The 18,137-nt window shown below is 64.2% G+C and carries 19 protein-coding genes; 11 read left to right on the top strand and 8 right to left on the bottom strand.

From position 1 onward, the window contains the following. The first annotated feature begins 2 nt into the window (after nt 1-2). The 4 genes from ileS to ispH all read left to right on the top strand — a co-directional run bounded on the left by ileS (nt 3) and on the right by ispH (nt 4,861). A complete protein-coding gene (gene ileS / locus QRN22_RS22690; RefSeq protein ID WP_042556312.1) occupies nt 3-2,837 on the top strand; it encodes an isoleucine--tRNA ligase in 2,835 nt (944 codons plus the stop codon). Between the two features lie 30 nt (nt 2,838-2,867). After that, nucleotides 2,868-3,374, top strand: coding sequence for a signal peptidase II (lspA, locus tag QRN22_RS22685; protein WP_042556313.1), 507 nt, complete (start codon nt 2,868-2,870; stop codon nt 3,372-3,374). Then, nucleotides 3,367-3,804, top strand: coding sequence for an FKBP-type peptidyl-prolyl cis-trans isomerase (locus QRN22_RS22680; protein WP_042556314.1), 438 nt, complete (start codon nt 3,367-3,369; stop codon nt 3,802-3,804). Before lspA ends, QRN22_RS22680 begins: the two co-directional genes overlap by 8 nt. 112 nt (nt 3,805-3,916) lie before the next feature. Then, nucleotides 3,917-4,861 (top strand): 4-hydroxy-3-methylbut-2-enyl diphosphate reductase, encoded by a 945-nt coding sequence (gene ispH / locus QRN22_RS22675; protein WP_042556315.1) that lies wholly within the window; start codon nt 3,917-3,919, stop codon nt 4,859-4,861. Nucleotides 4,862-4,988: 127 nt separating this feature from the next. Here the strand turns inward: ispH and ppa are convergent, their stop codons facing one another. Together ppa and QRN22_RS22665 are read right to left on the bottom strand one after the other, a co-directional pair. Continuing rightward, entirely contained in the window at nt 4,989-5,516 is a 528-nt protein-coding gene (gene ppa / locus QRN22_RS22670; protein WP_042556316.1) for an inorganic diphosphatase, read from the bottom strand. A gap of 37 nt (nt 5,517-5,553) precedes the next feature. Further along, the gene (locus QRN22_RS22665; protein ID WP_042556317.1) at nt 5,554-6,423 is read right to left on the bottom strand and encodes a M90 family metallopeptidase; all 870 of its coding nucleotides are present in this window, start codon (nt 6,421-6,423) and stop codon (nt 5,554-5,556) included. 253 nt (nt 6,424-6,676) lie between these two features. On the opposite strand from QRN22_RS22665, the gene mpl reads away from it, so the two are divergent. The 3 genes from mpl to QRN22_RS22650 are packed head-to-tail and all read left to right on the top strand — an operon-like array spanning nt 6,677 to nt 8,950. Beyond that, the gene (mpl, locus tag QRN22_RS22660; protein ID WP_042556318.1) at nt 6,677-8,029 is read left to right on the top strand and encodes a UDP-N-acetylmuramate:L-alanyl-gamma-D-glutamyl-meso-diaminopimelate ligase; all 1,353 of its coding nucleotides are present in this window, start codon (nt 6,677-6,679) and stop codon (nt 8,027-8,029) included. A 2-nt stretch (nt 8,030-8,031) separates the two neighbouring features. Beyond that, nucleotides 8,032-8,664, top strand: a complete 633-nt coding sequence (gene ubiX / locus QRN22_RS22655) for a flavin prenyltransferase UbiX (RefSeq protein ID WP_197077064.1) — start codon at nt 8,032-8,034, stop codon at nt 8,662-8,664. Further along, nucleotides 8,657-8,950, top strand: a complete 294-nt coding sequence (locus QRN22_RS22650; RefSeq protein WP_042556320.1) for a YceK/YidQ family lipoprotein — start codon at nt 8,657-8,659, stop codon at nt 8,948-8,950. Before ubiX ends, QRN22_RS22650 begins: the two co-directional genes overlap by 8 nt. Before the next feature lie 90 nt (nt 8,951-9,040). Here QRN22_RS22650 and QRN22_RS22645 read toward each other — a convergent pair whose 3' ends face one another. The 5 genes from QRN22_RS22645 to QRN22_RS22625 all read right to left on the bottom strand — a co-directional run bounded on the left by QRN22_RS22645 (nt 9,041) and on the right by QRN22_RS22625 (nt 12,833). Beyond that, nucleotides 9,041-9,973: a 2-hydroxyacid dehydrogenase gene (locus QRN22_RS22645; RefSeq protein ID WP_042556321.1), complete on the bottom strand. Its 933-nt coding sequence runs from the start codon at nt 9,971-9,973 to the stop codon at nt 9,041-9,043. 13 nt (nt 9,974-9,986) lie between these two features. Further along, nucleotides 9,987-10,481, bottom strand: a complete 495-nt coding sequence (locus QRN22_RS22640; RefSeq protein WP_042556322.1) for a YbaK/EbsC family protein — start codon at nt 10,479-10,481, stop codon at nt 9,987-9,989. A gap of 59 nt (nt 10,482-10,540) precedes the next feature. Next, a complete protein-coding gene (locus QRN22_RS22635; protein ID WP_042556323.1) occupies nt 10,541-11,128 on the bottom strand; it encodes an IMPACT family protein in 588 nt (195 codons plus the stop codon). Continuing rightward, complete coding sequence (locus QRN22_RS22630; protein ID WP_042556324.1) at nt 11,128-11,787, bottom strand: TetR/AcrR family transcriptional regulator; 660 nt, start codon at nt 11,785-11,787, stop codon at nt 11,128-11,130. The genes QRN22_RS22635 and QRN22_RS22630 overlap by 1 nt, the downstream gene beginning before the upstream one ends. A gap of 122 nt (nt 11,788-11,909) precedes the next feature. After that, the gene (locus QRN22_RS22625) at nt 11,910-12,833 is read right to left on the bottom strand and encodes an aldo/keto reductase (RefSeq protein ID WP_042556325.1); all 924 of its coding nucleotides are present in this window, start codon (nt 12,831-12,833) and stop codon (nt 11,910-11,912) included. A 221-nt stretch (nt 12,834-13,054) separates the two neighbouring features. Here QRN22_RS22625 and QRN22_RS22620 point away from each other — a divergent pair, with 221 nt between their 5' ends. Next, nucleotides 13,055-13,411, top strand: a complete 357-nt coding sequence (locus QRN22_RS22620) for a hypothetical protein (RefSeq protein WP_042556326.1) — start codon at nt 13,055-13,057, stop codon at nt 13,409-13,411. 183 nt (nt 13,412-13,594) lie between these two features. On the opposite strand, the gene QRN22_RS22615 is transcribed toward QRN22_RS22620, so the two are convergent. Continuing rightward, the gene (locus QRN22_RS22615; RefSeq protein ID WP_042556327.1) at nt 13,595-14,515 is read right to left on the bottom strand and encodes a LysR family transcriptional regulator; all 921 of its coding nucleotides are present in this window, start codon (nt 14,513-14,515) and stop codon (nt 13,595-13,597) included. Nucleotides 14,516-14,643: 128 nt separating this feature from the next. Between QRN22_RS22615 and aptA the strand changes: the two genes are divergently transcribed. From aptA to QRN22_RS22600, 3 genes are all read left to right on the top strand, one after another. Next, nucleotides 14,644-15,990 carry an omega-aminotransferase AptA gene (aptA, locus tag QRN22_RS22610; RefSeq protein WP_042556328.1) on the top strand — a complete coding sequence of 449 codons (1,347 nt, stop codon included), beginning with the start codon at nt 14,644-14,646 and terminating at the stop codon, nt 15,988-15,990. Continuing rightward, a complete protein-coding gene (locus QRN22_RS22605) occupies nt 15,990-16,283 on the top strand; it encodes a cupin domain-containing protein (RefSeq protein ID WP_042556329.1) in 294 nt (97 codons plus the stop codon). The genes aptA and QRN22_RS22605 overlap by 1 nt, the downstream gene beginning before the upstream one ends. 95 nt (nt 16,284-16,378) lie before the next feature. Beyond that, complete coding sequence (locus QRN22_RS22600; protein ID WP_042556330.1) at nt 16,379-17,878, top strand: CoA-acylating methylmalonate-semialdehyde dehydrogenase; 1,500 nt, start codon at nt 16,379-16,381, stop codon at nt 17,876-17,878. Nucleotides 17,879-18,137: the final 259 nt, after the last annotated feature.

Below are 18,137 nucleotides of genomic sequence, written 5' to 3'. Positions count from 1 at the left end.
AGATGACCGACTATAAAGCCACGTTGAATCTTCCTGATACCCAGTTCCCGATGAAGGCCGGCCTGCCGCAGCGCGAGCCGCAGATCCTGCAACGCTGGGACGAGATTGGTCTGTATCGGAAGCTGCGTGAGATTGGCGCCGACCGGCCGAAGTTCGTCCTGCACGACGGCCCGCCCTATGCGAACGGCAGCATTCATATCGGTCACGCGCTGAACAAGATCCTCAAGGACATCATCACCCGCTCCAAGACCATCGCGGGCTTCGATGCACCTTACGTTCCGGGTTGGGATTGCCATGGCCTGCCGATCGAGCACAAGGTCGAAACCACCTTTGGCAAGAATCAGCCTGCGGATCTGACCCGCGAGCGTTGCCGTACCTACGCTGGCGAGCAGGTCGAAGAGCAGAAGGGCAACTTCATCCGTCTCGGCGTGCTGGGCGAGTGGAACAACCCGTACCTGACCATGAACTTCGCCAACGAGGCCGGTGAAATCCGTGCCCTGGCGGAAATCGTTAAGAAGGGCTTCGTGTTCAAGGGCCTGAAACCGGTCAACTTCTGCTTCGATTGCGGTTCGGCACTGGCCGAAGCCGAAGTCGAATATCAAGACAAGAAGTCCGATGCCATCGACGTCGCCTTCCCGGTGGAAGACGCCGACAAGCTGGCTGCCGCATTCGGCCTGGCCAGCCTGAGCAAGCCGACCGCCATCGTCATCTGGACCACCACGCCCTGGACCATCCCGGCCAACCAGGCACTGAACGTGCACCCGGAATTCAACTACGCCCTGGTGGACGTCGGTGATCGCCTGCTGCTGCTGGCCGAAGAAATGGTCGAGAGCAGCCTGCAGCGTTACGGCCTGCAGGGCGAAGTCGTCGCCATCGCGGCGGGCGCCAAGCTGGAACTGATCAATTTCCGCCACCCGTTCTACGATCGTCTGTCGCCGCTGTACCTGGCCGACTACGTCGAACTGGGTGCCGGTACCGGTATCGTGCATTCCGCGCCAGCCTACGGTGAGGACGACTTCTACAGTTGCAAGCGCTACGGCATGAGCAACGACGACATCCTCAACCCGGTACAGAGCAACGGCGTCTACGTCGACTCGCTGCCGTTCTTCGGTGGCCAGTTCATCTGGAAGGCCAACCCGGCCATCGTCGCCAAGCTCGAAGAAGTCGGCGCGCTGCTCAAGCACGAAGCGATCAACCACAGCTACATGCACTGCTGGCGCCACAAGACGCCACTGATCTACCGTGCCACGGCACAGTGGTTCATCGGCATGGACAAGCAGCCGAACGAGGGTTCCACTCTGCGTGAGCGCTCCCTGGCTGCCATCGAAGAAACCCAGTTCGTACCGGCCTGGGGCCAGGCGCGTCTGCACAGCATGATCGCTGGTCGCCCCGACTGGTGCATCTCGCGTCAGCGCAACTGGGGCGTGCCGATCCCGTTCTTCACGCACAAGGAAAGCGGCGAGCTGCACCCGCGTACCGCCGAGCTGATGGAGCAGGTGGCGCAGCGCGTCGAGCAGGAAGGCATCGAAGCCTGGTTCAAGCTCGACACCGCCGAGCTGCTGGGTGACGAAGCCGGCCAGTACGACAAGAGCCGCGACACTCTGGACGTCTGGTTCGATTCGGGTACCACCCACTGGCACGTGCTGCGCGGTTCCCATGCCGAGCTGGCACACCCGAACGGCCCGGCCGCCGACCTCTACCTGGAAGGCTCCGACCAGCACCGCGGCTGGTTCCATTCCTCGCTGCTGACCGGGTGTGCCATCGACGGCCACGCGCCCTACAAGGAACTGCTGACACACGGCTTCACCGTCGACGAGCAGGGCCGCAAGCAGTCCAAATCGCTGGGCAACGTGGTCGCCCCGCAAAAGGTCATCGACAGCCTGGGCGCCGACATCCTGCGCCTGTGGGTCGCCTCCACCGATTACTCGGGCGAGATGGCCGTCTCCGACCAGATCCTGCAGCGCAGCGCCGATGCCTATCGGCGTATCCGCAACACGGCGCGCTTCCTGCTCTCCAACCTCAGCGGCTTCGATCCGGCTCAGCACCTGCTGGCCCCCGAAGACATGCTGGCCCTGGATCGCTGGGCGGTGGATCGTGCTCTGCTGCTGCAGCGCGAGATCGAAGAGGCCTACACCAGCTATCGCTTCTGGAACGTGTACCAGAAGGTGCACAACTTCTGCGTGCAGGAGCTGGGCGGCTTCTACCTCGACATCATCAAGGACCGTCAGTACACCACCGCAGCCGACAGCGTGGCGCGTCGTTCCTGCCAGACCGCCATGTTCCATATCGCCGAAGCGCTGGTGCGCTGGATCGCGCCGATCCTGTCGTTCACTGCGGACGAAATCTGGCAGTACCTGCCGGGCGAGCGCAACGAGTCGGTGATGCTCAATACCTGGTACGCAGGCCTGAGCGAGCTGCCGGCCGGTTTCGAGCTGGATCGCGCCTTCTGGGATCGCGTCATGGCGGTCAAGACCGCGGTCAACAAGGAACTGGAGAACCAGCGCAGCGCCAAGCTGATCGGTGGCAACCTGCAGGCCGAAGTGACCCTCTACGGTGAAGCGCCGCTGGTGGCCGACCTGACCCGTCTGGGTGACGAGTTGCGCTTCGTGCTGATCACCTCCGGCGCCAGCCTGGCACCGCTGGCCGCTGCGCCGGCTGACGCGGTGCAGACCGAGGTTGCCGGGCTGAAGCTGAAGATCGTCAAATCCGGCCTGACCAAGTGCGCTCGCTGCTGGCACTTCTGTGCCGACGTCGGCACCCATGCCAACCACCCGGATATCTGTGGCCGTTGCGTGGACAACATCGAAGGCAAGGGCGAGGTGCGCCATCATGCGTAACGCCCCAGCCCGCACCACGGAGATGCCATCATGAGCGCGCGTTTCGGCAAGCTCGGCTGGGTGTGGTTGAGTGTGGTGATCTTCGTGGTCGATCAGATCACCAAGTACTGGTTCGACAACAACCTGCAGATGTACGAGCGCATCGTGGTCATCCCCGACTACTTCAGCTGGACCCTGGCCTACAACACCGGCGCCGCCTTCAGCTTCCTGGCCGGTGCGGGCGGCTGGCAGCGCTGGCTGTTCACCCTGATCGCCCTGGTGGTCAGCGTGGTGCTGGTGGTGTGGCTCAAGCGTCTGAAGCCCGACGAGACCTGGCTGGCCGTCGGCCTGGCCCTGGTGCTCGGCGGCGCGCTGGGTAATCTGGTGGATCGCGTGGTGTTCGGCCACGTGGTCGACTTCATCCTGGTGCACTGGCAGAACCGCTGGTATTTCCCGGCCTTCAACCTGGCCGACAGCGCGATCACCGTCGGTGCCGTGCTGCTGGCGCTGGACATGTTCAAGAGCAAGAAGTCGGAAGAAGAGGTGGCACGTGACTGATGTACGTATCGGCCCGGACCGGCAGGTAACCCTGCATTTCGCGCTGAAGCTGGACAACGGCGATGTAGTCGACAGCACCTTCGACAAGCAGCCGCCCACCTTCAAGGTCGGCGATGGCAACCTGCTGCCGGGGTTCGAATCCGCGCTGTACGGTTTCAAGGCCGGCGACAAGCGCAGCGTGACCGTGCTGCCGGAGCAGGGCTTCGGCCAGCCGAACCCGCAAAACGTGCAGATCATGCCGCGTTCGCAGTTCCAGGGCATGGAGTTGTCCGAAGGGCTGCTGGTAATCTTCAACGACGCCGCCAATACCGAGCTGCCCGGTGTGGTCAAAGCCTTCGATGACGCCCAGGTGACCATCGACTTCAACCACCCTCTGGCTGGAAAGACGCTGACGTTCGACGTCGAGATCATCGACGTCCAGGCGATTTGAAGCGGCGACATCGATCCAGTCGGACATTCCTCGCGAACGCGCTGTCTATCGCGTAAGGTCTTTTGGGCTTACGCGATAGACTCTCCACTCAAGCCTCCGTGCCGAGCGTGCCATGCATATCAAACTCGCCAATCCCCGCGGTTTCTGCGCCGGTGTCGACCGCGCCATCGAGATCGTCAACCGTGCCCTCGAGGTGTTCGGTCCGCCGATCTACGTGCGTCACGAAGTGGTGCACAACAAGTTCGTGGTCGAGGATCTGCGTTCTCGCGGCGCGATTTTCGTCGAAGAGCTGGATCAGGTGCCCGATGACGTCATCGTCATCTTCAGCGCCCACGGCGTATCCCAGGCCGTGCGCAACGAAGCCACCAACCGTGGTCTGAAAGTGTTCGACGCCACCTGCCCGCTGGTCACCAAGGTGCATCTGGAAGTGGTGCGCTACAGCCGTGACGGCCGCGAGTGCATTCTCATCGGCCACGCCGGTCACCCGGAAGTCGAAGGCACCATGGGCCAGTACGACGCCAGCAATGGCGGCGCCATCTACCTGGTAGAAGATGAAGAGGATGTCGCCAAGCTGCAGGTGCGCGACCCCGATTCGCTGGCTTTCGTGACCCAGACCACGCTGTCGATGGACGACACCAGCAAGGTCATCGATGCCCTGCGCACACGCTTCCCCAGTATCGGCGGCCCGCGCAAGGACGACATCTGCTACGCCACCCAGAACCGTCAGGATGCGGTCAAGCAACTGGCCGACGAGTGCGACGTCCTGCTGGTGGTCGGTAGCCCCAACAGCTCCAACTCCAATCGCCTGCGCGAGCTGGCCGAGCGCATGGGCACGCCTGCCTACCTGATCGACGGCGCCGAAGACCTCAAGCGCGAGTGGTTCGAGGGTGCCAAAGGCATCGGCATCACCGCCGGCGCGTCCGCTCCGGAAGTGCTGGTGCGCGGCGTGATCGACAAACTCGGCGAATGGGGCGCCAGCAACGTCCAGGAACTCGACGGTCGCCCCGAGAACGTGACTTTCTCCATGCCCAAGGAACTGCGCCTGAAAGCGGTGTAGTGCTGAGGCCGTGCAATCGAAGCCAGGGCATCTGCCCTGGCTTTTTTATGGGTGTTGCCAGGCTACTGCTGAAATGTCAGGCATAAAAAAGCCGGCTTGTGGCCGGCTTTCGTAAGGCAGGTTGTGCTTACTTTTGATAAGCAGCAGCCGCCTTGGTGATCTCGGCGCGGGCCGCTTCAGCGTTGCCCCAGCCTTCGACCTTGACCCATTTGCCTTTCTCGAGATCCTTGTAGTTCTCGAAGAAGTGCTTGATCTGCTCGATCAGCAGTGGGGGCAGGTCGGTGTATTCCTGAACGTCCTTGTAGATGGTGGTCAGCTTGTCGTGCGGTACGGCGATCAGTTTGGCGTCGCCACCGGCTTCGTCGGTCATGTGCAGCACGCCGACCGGACGGGCGCGGATCACCGAGCCTGGTGCTACCGGGTACGGGGTCACGACCAGCACGTCGAGGGGGTCACCGTCGTCGGCCAGGGTGTGCGGGATGAAACCGTAGTTGGCCGGGTAGAACATCGGGGTCGCCATGAAACGGTCGACGAACAGGCAGTCGGTGTCGTGATCGATTTCGTATTTGATCGGCGCGTGGTTGGCCGGGATTTCGATAGCGACGTAGATGTCATTCGGCAGGTCTTTACCGGCCGGAACCTTGCTGTAGCTCATGGGTGACTCCCTGATGTGGGCCAAAAAAGTGGCCGGATTATAGGTGGATTCCCGCGTCGTTGCCATTACAGCCATTGGTCGTATCCGGCTGAGCGGGGTTGGGTTCCTGATAGTCCGGGTGTTCGACCTGCAGGCGGCGTAAACGTGCCAGCGGATCCTGTCGATAGAACAGCCGCAACTGGGCGTAGACCGCTGGAAAGGCCTCGTCGAGCAGGTCGGGAGCGTTGAAGAAATATTCGCTGGTCACCGCGAAGAATTCGGCGGGGTTTTCGGCTGCGTAGGGGTCGATGGCGGTCTGCGCCTCCTCATCGGCGTCCAGTTCGGCATTCAGGCTGTCGAAGGCCTGCTGCATGGCGCTGGCCCATTGCTGAATATCCATATTGCTGTGCAGCGGCGGTAGACCGTTGGCGTCGCCGCCGAGCATGTCCAGCTTGTGTGCCAGTTCGTGGATCACCAGGTTGTAGCCTTCCCAGCCGCCGCTGGCCTGTACGCCGGGCCAGGCGAGGATCACCGGGCCCTGTTGCCAGGCTTCACCGCTGTGCTCGCCATCCCACTCATGTTCGATACCGCCGGAGTCGCGATGCCGTTGCGGGCTGACGAAGTCGTCCGGGTAGAGGATCACCTCGTGAAAGCCTTGGTACCAATTCAGCTCGGCCAGCCCGAGCAGCGGCAGTTCGGCCAGCGTCGCCAGGGCCAGGCGATCGTCGTTGTCGAGTTCGAGGCCGGGCAGGGTGGTCAGGTGTTTGTTGTGCAGGAACAGCACGGCGCGTTCGCGCAGGCGCTGCAGCTCCTCTTCGCCGAGCCCGTCGAGAATCGCCAGGCGCTGGCGCACGATGGCCCAGCTGCTGTCGCTGACAGGGTTGCGGGAGAGGATGCGCTTACGGCGCCAGGCGCTGAACGACCACATGACAAAAGCTCGATGGCAGGGTGGCGTCACCTTAAGCAGGCCATCCGCTTACCGCAAGCGCGCAGGCGTTACGCGCTGTTGAAGGGCCACGGCATGCCTGTTCGCCTGGCAGATGCACCTGGCAGCGCCACGCGACCGGGCTTGCGCGCCTGGGACGCCTGGCAGGCAGGATGCGGGGCGCCGCTGTGCTAATCTGCGGCCATGTTTTCATTCGGCTCGCCCGGCTTTCGGCGCGCCTGTTTTCGAGGTTTTCATGCATATCCACATTCTCGGCATCTGCGGTACGTTCATGGGGTCGCTGGCCGTGCTGGCCAAGGCGCTGGGCCATCGCGTCACCGGTTCCGATGCCAACGTCTATCCGCCCATGAGTACCCAGCTCGAGGCCCAGGGCATCGAGCTGATGCAGGGCTACGATCCCGCTCACCTGCAGCCGGCACCCGATCTGGTGGTGGTAGGCAATGCCATGAGCCGCGGCAACCCGGCGGTGGAGTACGTGCTCAACAAGGGGCTGCCCTACGTGTCCGGGCCGCAGTGGCTGGCCGACCATGTGCTGCAGGGCCGTTGGGTGATGGCAGTGGCGGGCACCCACGGCAAGACCAGCAGTTCGAGCATGCTCGCCTGGGTGCTCGAGCATGCGGGCATGGCGCCGGGCTTCCTGATCGGTGGCGTGCCGCAGAATTTCGGCATCTCCGCGCGTCTGGGCGATACGCCGTTCTTCGTGGTCGAAGCCGATGAATACGACAGTGCGTTCTTCGACAAGCGCAGCAAGTTCGTCCACTACCGCCCGCGTACCGCGATCCTCAACAACCTCGAGTTCGACCACGCGGATATCTTCCCGGATCTGGCGGCCATCGAGCGGCAGTTCCACCACCTGGTACGGATCATTCCCGGCGAAGGCCTGGTTATCCACCCGGCCAGCGAAACCGCGCTGACTCGGGTGATCGGCATGGGCTGCTGGACGCCCGTGCAGACCACTGGCGACGGTGGGCAGTGGCAGGCGCGCCTGCTGGCTGCCGACGGCTCGCGGTTCGAGGTGAGTTTCGATGGCAAGGTCGAGGGCGTGGTGGAGTGGGGGCTCACCGGCCAGCACAACGTCGCTAACGCCTTGGCCGTGCTGGCTGCCGCGCGGCATGTGGGTGTGGTGCCGGCGCTGGGCATCGAGGCGCTGGGACGTTTCATCAATGCCAAGCGGCGCATGGAAAAGGTCGCCGAGGTGAAGGGCGTGACCGTCTACGACGACTTCGCCCACCACCCGACCGCCATCGCCACCACCCTCGACGGCCTGCGCAAACGGGTTGGCGACGAGCAGGTCATCGCGATCATCGAGCCGCGTTCCAATTCCATGAAGCTCGGCGCCCATCGCGATGGCCTGGCGGAATCTGCCGAGCAGGCCGATGCGGTGTTCTGGTACGCGCCGCCGAATCTGGGCTGGGATCTGGCGGCTACCGTGGCTGGCGCTGCCAATCCGACTCAGGTCTGCGATTCGCTGGAGACGATCATCGCTGGTGTCAAGGCGCTGGTGCGTCCCGGCACCCAGGTGGTGATCATGAGCAACGGTGGCTTCGGCGGCTTGCACGGCAAGCTGGCCGCGGCGCTGGAGGCATGAGCGTGGCCGGACCGGAGCGCATCACTCTCGCCATGACCGGCGCCTCCGGCGCGCAGTATGGGTTGCGGCTGCTCGACTGCCTGGTGCGTGAGGACCGGGAAGTGCACTTCCTGATCTCCAAGGCCGCGCAGTTGGTGATGGCCACCGAGACGGACGTCAGCCTGCCGGCCAAGCCCCAGGCCATGCAGGCGTTTCTCACCGAATACACCGGTGCCACCGACGGGCAGATTCGTGTCTACGGCAAGGAAGACTGGATGGCCCCGGTGGCCTCCGGCTCCGGCGCGCCCTCGGCCATGGTGGTGGTGCCGTGCAGCACCGGCACCCTGTCGGCGATCGCCACCGGTGCCTGCAACAACCTGATCGAGCGTGCCGCCGACGTGGCCCTCAAGGAGCGCCGCCAGCTGATTCTGGTGCCCCGCGAGGCGCCGTACTCGAGCATTCATCTCGAACACATGCTCAAACTTTCCAACCTTGGCGTGACCATCCTGCCGGCCTCGCCCGGTTTCTATCACCAGCCGCAGACTGTGGATGACCTGGTCGACTTCGTCGTTGCGCGCATCCTTAATTGCCTGAATATCCCTCAGGATATGCTGCCGCGCTGGGGCGAGCAGCACCTCAACAGTGGCGATGAGTAAGCACGCGCTCTGCGCGGTCCTGCTGGCCTGCCTGCACGTGGGCGGCTGCGCCACCGCGCGTACCCTGGACGCCGCCAAGCCCGGCGCCCCGGTGGTGTACGCCGGTACCCGGCTGGACTGGTATGCGCTGCAAGGCGGTTGCTGCCCGGTCGAGCGTTTCGGGGCCGAAGCACCTGCCTATGCCGCGGTGGATCTGCCAGCCAGTGCCTTGCTCGATACCCTGCTGTTGCCGCTGTCGCTCGCCAAGGCCCTGGGTATTGGTTTGCAGGTCCGCGGTGGTGGGTAGGGCGCTTGTTGACCTCGTGACCGGATTCGATGGATGCGCCGTGGTTTTTGGCCGTAGGGTGGGCTTTAGCCCACCAGTTGCGTCGCGCTATCAGATCGGCGTCAGCAGCGGCTCACCACGGAAATGCCGGTCGATATTGCCAAGGAACTGCGTTAGCGACTGCTCCAGCGCCTGGGGCGAGTTGCCGCCCACGTGCGGGGTGATGGTCAGGTTGTCGAGGTCGAGCAGTTCACTGGGCGGCAGCGGCTCGCTTTCGTAGACATCCAGCGCCGCGGCACGGATGCGTTTTTCGCGCAGTGCACGGCCCAGCGCGGCGGTGTCCACCACGCTGCCGCGCGCCACGTTGACCAGATAACCCTGCGGCCCCAGGGCGTCGAGCACCTCGGCGTTGACCAGGTGGAAGGTCGAGGCGCCGCCAGGAATGGCCACCACCAGGCAGTCGCTCCAGCGCGCCAGTTCCAGGGCGCTGGCGAAGTAGCGGTGCGGGCTGTCCGCTTTGGCCGAGCGGTTGTGATAGCCCACCGGCATGTCGAAGGCCGCGGCGCGGCGGGCGAGTTTTTCGCCGATGGCGCCGAGGCCGAGAATGCCCAGGCGCTTGCCGCACACGCCATCGGTCATCGGCAGCGCATCGCGCCAGATGCCGGCGCGGCAGGCGACGTCCAGGCGACGCACATCGCGAATGGCAGCCAGCAGCAGGGCCATGGCGTGATCGGCGACGCAATCGGCGTTGCTGCCGGCGCCATTGCTCATGGCGATGCCACGGGCGCGGGCGGCCTCCAGGTCGACCTTTTCATAGCCCACGCCAAGGGTGCCGACGAAGCCCAGTTTCGGCAGGCGGGCGATTTCTTCGCCGGTCAGGCCGATGGTGCCGATGGTCAGTACCGCCTGCACGCTGTCGGCGTGCTCCGAGATGGCCGCTTCCCGCGCTGCAGCATTGGGCGCATGGGTTACTTCGAAGCGCTCGGCGATACGCGCCAGGCTGGCCTCGCTGAGCGGGTTGAGAATCAGCAGGTGCGGTTTCATGGTTTCTCCAGTTTCAGGGGGCCGCGACTTCGCGGTTTTCAACGGGCAGCGACTGGCACACGTCCACCCACTCGGCTTCGACCAGCTCGGCCATGCGCGCCGGGGCGATGCGCACCGCGCTGTGGATAGATCCCGCAGCCGGCACCACTTCCTCGAACGCGCGCAGCGACACATCGCAATACACCGGCAGTGGCGTGGCGAGGCCGAACGGGCAGACGCCGCCGACTGGGTGGCTGGTCAGGGCGAGTACCGTGTCGGCATCGAGCATCTTGGCCTTGCTGCCGAAGGTTTCCTTGATCTTGCGGTTATCGATGCGCGCATCGCCGCGGGCGACGATCAGCAGAGTGCGCTCGCCCATGCGAAAGGCCAGGGTCTTGGCGATCTGCCCGGGCTCCACGCCGTGGGCCTCGGCGGCCAGGGCCACGGTAGCGGTGCTGGTGTCGAGTTCGATGACGTGCAGGTCGGGCGCCTTCTCGGCGAAGAAGGCGCGAACGGATTGCAGGCTCATGGGGCGGCTCCCGGTGCAAAGCCACAACCATGTCGCGTCATGCGCGGCGAGGTCAAGCCTCAGCCAGGCAATTGCAGGCGGCTGCGCCCGCGGCTGATGTCGGCGAGCAGGAGCTGCAGGTCGTCGATGTGCGCTTGCGGCACGGCCAGTTGCAGCTCGGCGCCTTGGGCGTCGAAGGTTTCCTGCTCCAATACCGCATCGAACTCGGCCAGGCGCGACTTGAGCAACGCCAGCTCGGCGAACCCGCAATGGCAGAAGCAGGAGAGCCGCGCGACCTGCTCCTGGCGTTCGGCGTTCTGCAGGCAGTTGTTGGCGCTGCCGCCATAGGCGCGGGCCAGGCCGCCGGTGCCGAGTTGGATGCCGCCGTACCAGCGCGTCACCACCACCGCCACGCCATCGAACCCTTGAGCCTCGATGGCGGCGAGGATTGGCCGACCTGCGGTGCCACCAGGCTCGCCGTCGTCGCTGAATCGATACTGTTGGCCGAGCTTCCAGGCCCAGCAGTTGTGCGATGCGCTCGGGTCGCTGAGCTGCTCGATTAGCGCCTGAGCGTCCGCTGCATCCTTGATGGCGCGGGCCTGGGCGAGAAAGCGGCTCTTGCGGATTTCCTCGCGGTAGTCGCAAGGAGCGAGTAACAGAAAGGCCATCAGACGCTCGGTTTCAGTCCGCAGCCCTTGAGGATGATGCGCACCAGGTTATCGGCAGCGGCCTGGTAATCCTGCTTGGTCAGGCGCGAGCGGCCACTGACACGGCAGATCTCGGAGGCGAAGTCGGCGTAATGCTGGGTGCTGCCCCAGAGCAGGAAAATCAGGTGCATGGGGTCCACCGCATCCATCTTGCCGGCGGTGATCCAGCTTTCGAAGACGGCCGCGCGCTCGCGAAACCAGCTCTGGTGGTCCTTGCCGAAATGCTGCGACAGGCACACACCGCCGCTGATCACCTCCATGGCGAAGATGCGCGAGGCCTTGGGGTAGCGGCGCGAGTACTCCATCTTGGCGCGGATGTAGCGCTCGAGGGCCTCGGCCGGGTCATCCTCGGCACGCAGGTTGCTGAAGGCGCTGTCCCACAGCGTGAGGATGTTGTTCAGCACCGCCAGGTACAGGCCCTGCTTGCTGCTGAAGTAATAATGCAGGTTGGCCTTGGGCAGGCCCACCGCCTGGGCGATGGTGTTCATGCTGGTGCCCTTGAAGCCGTGCCGGGCGAACTCGTCTTCGGCGGCGGCGATGATCGCTTCTACGTTCTTCTGCCGAATCCGGCCATTCGGCTTGCCGGAGGTGGCGCTAGGGGCGAGGGCGTCGAGGGACATCGGAGGCTTCCGTTCTGTTCAGGGGGCACAGCGCAAGAACAGATACTCCAGAACCCGCCGACGTGACAAGCGCTGGTCGCTGAAAATATCTGGCCGGTCTCACTGCCGGCCACTGTATCCGCTCAACTGAAGGCCTGGACGATGCGCTCAAGCAGCTCGGCATTGGGCAGCCGACCCTGGCCTGCCTTGAGGTTGTCGACCACATAGCGCGGGTTCGAGGTGGCCGGAATCACCGCGGTAACCGCTTCGTTGGCGAGGATGAACTTGAGCAGCAACTGCGCCCAGGACGTTGCATCGACCTCGTTGGCCCACTCCGGCAGCGGCTTGCCTTTCACCCGGGCGAGCAGTTGCGCGCGCTGGAACGGACGGTTGATCAGCGTGGCGATGCCGTGCTCGGCGCAGTAAGGCAGCAGGCGTTTCTCGGCATTGCGCTCGCCCACCGAATAGTTGAACTGGACGAAATCGACCTTCTCCTTGGCCAGCACCTCCAGCAGGTCGTCGTGGGCCGACTCGATGTAATGGGTGATGCCGATGTAGCGCACCTTGCCTTGTTCGCGCAGCTCACGGGCCAATGCCAACTGCGTGGTGGTGTCCTGCAGGTTGTGCACCTGCAGCAGGTCCATCTTGTCGGTCTGCAAGGCTTTCAGGCTCGCCTCGAACTGCGCCAGGCCGCGCTCGCGTCCGCTGCTCGACAGCTTGGAGGCGAGAAATGCCTTGCCCTGAGTCTTGGTGCGCTTGAGCAGCTCGCCGGTCACCGCCTCGGCGGCGCCGTAACTGGGCGCGGTATCGATCAGCGTGGCGCCGCCATTGATGAAGGCTCGCACCACCTCGTCCAGTGGTTTCAGGCTGGCGTCGTCGAGGCTTACGTTGAAGGTTTGCGACGTGCCCAGGCCGATCACCGGCAGTGCCTCGCCACTCGACGGAATCTTGCGCTGCAGCAGCGGGGCCGGGTTGGCCGCGAACGCGAAGCCCGGCAACAACTGGCTGCCGGCCGCGAGGGTCATCAGAGCAGCGCTGCCCTGCAGGAAATGGCGACGATTGGGCATGGCATGCTCCAGAGGCTGGTTGAAGAGACAATGGCTTGAGACTAGACGCCCAGCCCAAGGGAGTATCGACAGCCTGTTACCGGGTATGTCGCTAGCGGCTGGCCGGCGAAGAGGGAACCAACCTTCGCGAGGGCCATCACAGCAGAGCCCATGAGCTTCTCCGATGCGCCTGGAATGTTCAGGGCGCCTGCCCGAACCGTTGCCGAAGGACCCTGCAACCCGTGTTGTCTCGCCACTCGCTATTACCCGTATTTACTCTACTGACGCTACTCGGCGGTTGTACCCAGTACCGCGAAGTGCCGCCGCAAACTGCCGAAGGCCAGGCCTGCGTTCAGCAGTGCAACGAAACGCAGCGGGCCTGTGAACGCCGTGAGGATGAGGCCTACCAAGGCTTCAAAGTCATCCACGACAGCCAGAACCAGAGCTACCAGAACTGCCTGCACACCACCGAAGATCCCAATCTCAAGACCCTGTGCCCGAAGCCCACGGCAATCGACGGGCCTGACTACCGAACCTGCTCGCAGGTCTACAAGAACTGCTTCGTCAAATGTGGCGGCAGTTACCAGAAGATCGAGTAAGCGCTGCATGGCTGGGTGGTGCCGATAGCAGCCGTTCGTAGTCGGGGACCAATTGGTGGGCTAAAGCCCACCCTACGGCTAGGTGCGCGGCTGTAGGGTGGGCTTCAGCCCACCAAATCGAAGGTCCGCTATCGCCTTACAGCAGCCAATTCAAACACGCATCTAATCGATCGAAACGACCATTCAGGCGCTCGCCGCCAGCTCTTCGAGAAAGGTCTCCAGCACCAGGTGCGGGCGGCGGCCCTTGCGGGTGACCGAGGCCAGGTTGAGGTCGTAGAAGCGCGTATCGGCTTTCAGTGCACGCAGGCGGCCTTCCTTGATCCAGGCGGCGGCGTAGTGATCCGGCAGGTAGCCAATATAGCGCCCGGTGAGGATCAGAAAGGCCATGCCTTCGCGATCCGAGGCGCTGGCCGTGCAATTCAGGGCCTGGTAGTGGTTCTGGATGTCCGGCGGCAGGCGAAAGGTCGGGGCGATGGCATGCTGGGCATTGAGGCGTTCGTCGGGCAGCTCCCGGTCATCCACATAGAACAGCGGGTGGCCGACCGCGCAGTAGAGCAGCGAGCGCTCGTCGTAAAGCGGCTGGTAATCGAGGCCGGACAGGCCACCGACCATGGGCACCACGCCCACGTGCAGGCGCCCGTCGAGCACGCCCTGTTCGACCTCGCTGGGCGGCGTCATGCGGATATGCACGTGCACGTCCGGGCCGCGATCCTTGAGGCGGGCGAGGGCGCTGGTGATGCGCATGTGCGGCACCGTCACCAGGTTGTCGGTCAGGCCGATATTCAGCTCGCCGCGCAGGTGCTGATGCAGGCCATTGACCTCGGTACGAAAGCTTTCCAGCGCCGCCAGCAACTGCTGGGTCGACTGGTACACCTCGCGACCCTCTTCGGTCAGTGCGAAGCCGGCGCGGCCGCGCTGGCACAGGCGCAGGCCGAGGCGTTGCTCCAGGTCGCTCATCTGCTGGCTGATCGCCGAGCGACCGATGCCCAGCGCGCTCTCCGCAGCGGAAAAACCGCCGCACTCGACCACGCTGCGAAACAGCTTGAGCAGGCGGATATCGAAATCGCTGACCTGGGCCAGGGGCTCCGGGCGTCGAACGCTCATTGTTTAGTCACCGCTGAACTGAGGATAAGAAGAGTCTGGTTTGAGTGACTTTATGCCTGTGGCACCTTTCCAGGCAACCGATACGCTTCTATCCATCTTCACGAAAACGCCATTACGAGGCTGACTCCATGAACATGCCGCAGACCGCCACGCCGCCCCTGGCCAGCCAGCTCAAGTTGGACGCCCACTGGATGCCGTTTTCCGCCAACCGCAGCTTTCAGCGCGACCCGCGGATCATCGTCAGCGCCGAAGGCTCCTGGCTGACCGACGACTCCGGTCGCAAGGTTTACGACAGCCTGTCCGGTTTGTGGACCTGCGGCGCCGGTCATTGCCGCAAGGAGATTCAGGAGGCCGTGGCCAAGCAGCTCGGCACCCTCGATTACTCGCCGGGTTTCCAGTACGCCCACCCGCTGTCCTTCAAGCTGGCCGAGGAAGTCGCCGACCTGATGCCGGGCGACCTCAACCACGTGTTCTTCACCGGCTCCGGCTCCGAGTGCGCCGATACCGCCGTGAAGATGGCCAAGGCCTACTGGCGCCTGAAGGGCCAGGCCAGCAAGACCCGTATGATCGGCCGTGCCCGTGGGTACCACGGCGTCAACATCGCCGGCACCGCGCTCGGCGGCATTGGCGGCAACCGCAAGATGTACGGCCAGTTGATGGATGTGGACCACCTGCCGCACACCCTGCAGCCAGGCATGGCCTTCACCAAGGGCGCGGCCGAGACCGGCGGCGTCGAGCTGGCCAACGAGATGCTCAAGCTGATCGAACTGCATGACGCCTCCAACATCGCCGCGGTGATCGTCGAGCCGATGTCCGGTTCGGCCGGTGTCATCGTGCCGCCTGCCGGTTATCTGCAGCGCCTGCGCGAGATCTGCACGCAGCACAACATCCTGCTGATCTTCGACGAAGTGATCACCGCCTTCGGGCGCATGGGCAAATGGACCGGCGCCGAGTACTTCGGCGTCACCCCGGACATCGTCAACGTCGCCAAGCAGATCACCAACGGCGCCGTGCCCATGGGCGCGGTGATCGCTACCCGCGAGATCTACCAGACCTTCATGGGCCAGCCGACGCCCGAGCACATGATCGAATTCACCCACGGCTACACCTACTCAGCCCACCCGGTAGCCTGCGCCGCTGGCCTGGCTTCTCTGGAGTTGCTCAAGCGCGAGAACCTGGTGCAGCAGTCCGCCGAGTTGGCGCCGAAGTTCGAGAACGCCATCCATGGCCTCAAGGGCGCCAAACACATCGTCGACATCCGCAACTGTGGCCTCGCTGGCGCGATCCAGCTTGCGCCCCGTGATGGCGACCCGTCGATCCGTCCCTTCGAGGCCGGTGTGGCACTGTGGAAAGCCGGCTTCTATGTCCGTTTCGGCGGCGACGGCCTGCAGTTCGGGCCGATGTTCAACGCCAAGATCGAAGACCTCGACCGCGTGTTCAGCGCCGTGGGCGATGTCCTGCAAAGGATCGACTGATGGCTGTCCGGCAGCAGGCGGTAGCCACCGTGCAGGTGGATAACGACGAGGTGATCGTCACCGAATGGCGGTTCGCGCCGGGTACCGAAACCGGTCGCCACCGGCATGGCTACGATTACGTGGTGGTACCCATGACCGACGGCACGCTGCTGCTGGAAACCCCGGAGGGTGACAAGCACGCCCCGCTGGTGGCCGGGCAGAGCTACTTCCGCAAGGCGGGGGTGGAACACAACGTGATCAACGCCAGCGACCATGAAGTGGTCTTCGTCGAAACCGAAATCAAAGCGCATTGAACCCATTTCTGTAGGAGCCGGCTTGCCGGCGATGCTTGCAGGATTGATCGCCGGCAAGCCAGCTCCTACGCAACGTCTCCAATCGAGGAAGCTCCATGACCACCATCCAGCACCTGATCCACGGCGAACTCACCGACGGCCAGGGCGGCCGCAGCGCCGAGGTCTTCAACCCCGCTACCGGCGAAGCGGTACGTCGCGTCGCCCTGGCCGATGTGGCCACCGTGCAGCAGGCCATCGACTCCGCCAAGGAGGCGTTCCCGGCCTGGCGCAACACGCCGCCGGCCAAGCGCGCTCAGGTCATGTTCCGCTTCAAGCAACTGCTCGAGCAGCACGAGAACGCCATCGCCAAACTGATCAGCGAAGAGCACGGCAAGACCGTCGAAGACGCTGCCGGCGAACTCAAGCGCGGTATCGAGAACGTCGAATACGCCTGCTCTGCGCCGGAAATCCTCAAGGGTGAATACACCCGCAACGTCGGCCCCAACATCGACGCCTGGAGCGACTTCCAGCCGGTGGGCGTGGTCGCTGGCATCACCCCGTTCAACTTCCCGGCCATGGTGCCGCTGTGGATGTATCCGCTGGCCATCGTCTGCGGCAACTGCTTCATCCTCAAACCCTCCGAGCGCGACCCCAGCTCCACCCTTTACATCGCCCAGTTGCTGCACGAAGCTGGCCTGCCCAAAGGCGTGCTCAACGTCGTGCACGGCGACAAGACCGCGGTGGATGCACTGATCCAGGCGCCCGAGGTCAAGGCCCTGAGCTTCGTCGGCTCCACGCCCATCGCCGAATACATCTACGCCGAAGGCAGCAAGCGCGGCAAACGCGTACAGGCCCTGGGTGGCGCCAAGAACCACGCGGTGCTGATGCCCGATGCCGACCTGGACAACGCCGTCAGCGCACTGATGGGCGCCGCCTACGGCTCCTGTGGCGAGCGCTGCATGGCCATCTCCGTGGCCGTGTGCGTGGGCGACCAGATCGCCGATGCGCTGGTCGACAAGATCGTCCCGCAGATCAAGGCCCTGAAGATCGGCGCCGGCACCCAGTGTGGCCTCGACATGGGCCCGCTGGTCACCGCTGCGGCGAAGGACAAGGTCACCGGCTACATCGACGCCGGAGTGGCCGCTGGCGCCGAGCTGGTGGTGGATGGCCGTGGCCTGAGCGTGTCCGGCAATGAAAACGGCTTCTTCCTAGGCGGCACCCTGTTCGACCGGGTGACGGCGGACATGACCATCTACACCGACGAGATCTTCGGCCCGGTGCTGTGCATCGTCCGCGTCGATAGCCTGGAAGCGGCCATGCAACTGATCAACGATCACGAATACGGCAACGGCACCTGCATCTTCACCCGTGATGGCGAAGCGGCGCGGCTGTTCTGCGACGAGATCGAAGTCGGCATGGTCGGCGTCAACGTACCGCTGCCGGTACCGGTGGCCTACCACAGCTTCGGCGGCTGGAAGCGCTCGCTGTTCGGCGACCTCCACGCCTACGGCCCCGACGGCGTGCGCTTCTACACCCGCCGTAAATCCATCACCCAGCGCTGGCCGCAGCGCAAGAGCCACGAGGCCGCGCAATTTGCGTTTCCGAGTAATAGCTGAGGGGATGTGAGGTAACGAAAAGGCCGATCAGTTGATCGGTCTTTTTGTTGGTGCCCGAGAAGTCCGCGTGCTGCCCATGCCTGTGCGAGGGGAACTGTGGGACAGCAACTTGTGGGAGCGGGCCATGCCCGCGAATCTCCATCGGCAGCAACACATGGTTTGCGGTTGGATATCGCACCCCGACGCCTGCCATCCATTCAAGGCTGTCCGCCTGGCCCTCTACACAACGATTCCGTTCGGCCTCCTGAAGGGGCGAGTG

Source organism: Pseudomonas sp. MEJ086 (genome assembly GCF_030209025.1).
GTDB classification, from domain to species: domain Bacteria; phylum Pseudomonadota; class Gammaproteobacteria; order Pseudomonadales; family Pseudomonadaceae; genus Aquipseudomonas; species Aquipseudomonas fulva_A.
This window is presented reverse-complemented; position numbering and strand designations above follow the sequence as displayed.

Bases quoted from the DNA above. Each gene is read 5' to 3' on its own strand.
- ileS (WP_042556312.1), top strand. From the start codon at position 3: ATGACCGACTATAAAGCCACGTTGAATCTTCCTGATACCCAGTTCCCG.
- lspA (WP_042556313.1), top strand. From the start codon at position 2,868: ATGAGCGCGCGTTTCGGCAAGCTCGGCTGGGTGTGGTTGAGTGTGGTG.
- ispH (WP_042556315.1), top strand. From the start codon at position 3,917: ATGCATATCAAACTCGCCAATCCCCGCGGTTTCTGCGCCGGTGTCGAC.
- ppa (WP_042556316.1), bottom strand. From the start codon at position 5,516: ATGAGCTACAGCAAGGTTCCGGCCGGTAAAGACCTGCCGAATGACATC.
- QRN22_RS22665 (WP_042556317.1), bottom strand. From the start codon at position 6,423: ATGTGGTCGTTCAGCGCCTGGCGCCGTAAGCGCATCCTCTCCCGCAAC.
- mpl (WP_042556318.1), top strand. From the start codon at position 6,677: ATGCATATCCACATTCTCGGCATCTGCGGTACGTTCATGGGGTCGCTG.
- QRN22_RS22650 (WP_042556320.1), top strand. From the start codon at position 8,657: ATGAGTAAGCACGCGCTCTGCGCGGTCCTGCTGGCCTGCCTGCACGTG.
- QRN22_RS22645 (WP_042556321.1), bottom strand. From the start codon at position 9,973: ATGAAACCGCACCTGCTGATTCTCAACCCGCTCAGCGAGGCCAGCCTG.
- QRN22_RS22640 (WP_042556322.1), bottom strand. From the start codon at position 10,481: ATGAGCCTGCAATCCGTTCGCGCCTTCTTCGCCGAGAAGGCGCCCGAC.
- QRN22_RS22635 (WP_042556323.1), bottom strand. From the start codon at position 11,128: ATGGCCTTTCTGTTACTCGCTCCTTGCGACTACCGCGAGGAAATCCGC.
- QRN22_RS22630 (WP_042556324.1), bottom strand. From the start codon at position 11,787: ATGTCCCTCGACGCCCTCGCCCCTAGCGCCACCTCCGGCAAGCCGAAT.
- QRN22_RS22625 (WP_042556325.1), bottom strand. From the start codon at position 12,833: ATGCCCAATCGTCGCCATTTCCTGCAGGGCAGCGCTGCTCTGATGACC.
- QRN22_RS22615 (WP_042556327.1), bottom strand. From the start codon at position 14,515: ATGAGCGTTCGACGCCCGGAGCCCCTGGCCCAGGTCAGCGATTTCGAT.
- aptA (WP_042556328.1), top strand. From the start codon at position 14,644: ATGAACATGCCGCAGACCGCCACGCCGCCCCTGGCCAGCCAGCTCAAG.
- QRN22_RS22605 (WP_042556329.1), top strand. From the start codon at position 15,990: ATGGCTGTCCGGCAGCAGGCGGTAGCCACCGTGCAGGTGGATAACGAC.
- QRN22_RS22600 (WP_042556330.1), top strand. From the start codon at position 16,379: ATGACCACCATCCAGCACCTGATCCACGGCGAACTCACCGACGGCCAG.